General features: G+C 29.8%; 1 protein-coding gene. It reads left to right on the top strand.

Annotated elements, in window-relative coordinates; all coding sequences use genetic code 11:
- Positions 1-117: 117 nt before the first annotated feature.
- A partial coding sequence (gene tnpA, locus LJE08_RS13880) for an IS200/IS605 family transposase (RefSeq protein ID WP_227403564.1) occupies positions 118-352 on the top strand: 235 nt, incomplete at its 3' end.

The following is a 352-nucleotide window of genomic DNA, read 5'->3' as shown; positions in this document are numbered from 1 at the left end:
ACTTTAGTCATGAGATGAATTAGATATACATATGTTCGATAAATAATTTAAAAATAAATGATAAATATAGTACTTTAATCATATACATATGTTATAATATAGATGAGGCAAAAACATATGGAAGTTGTTAAAGGAAGAGGCTATGTCTATTCTATACAGTATCATATTGTATGGTGTGTAAAGTATCGTCGTGATGTCTTGAATGGACAGGTCGCAATAAAATTAAAAGAGCTGCTGACTCAGATTTCAAAGGATAATGATTTTCAAATTCTGGAAATGTATATGGAGGAAGATCATATCCGTATGCTGATCAATTGTACGCCGCAGCATTACATTCCAAATATTATAAAAG

It is taken from the genome of Holdemanella sp. DFI.5.55, from assembly GCF_020593575.1.
Classification (GTDB): Bacteria; Bacillota_I; Bacilli_A; order Erysipelotrichales; family Erysipelotrichaceae; genus Holdemanella; species Holdemanella hominis.
The sequence above is the reverse complement of the archived record's forward strand: the minus strand, read 5'-3'. Positions and strand labels throughout refer to the sequence as shown.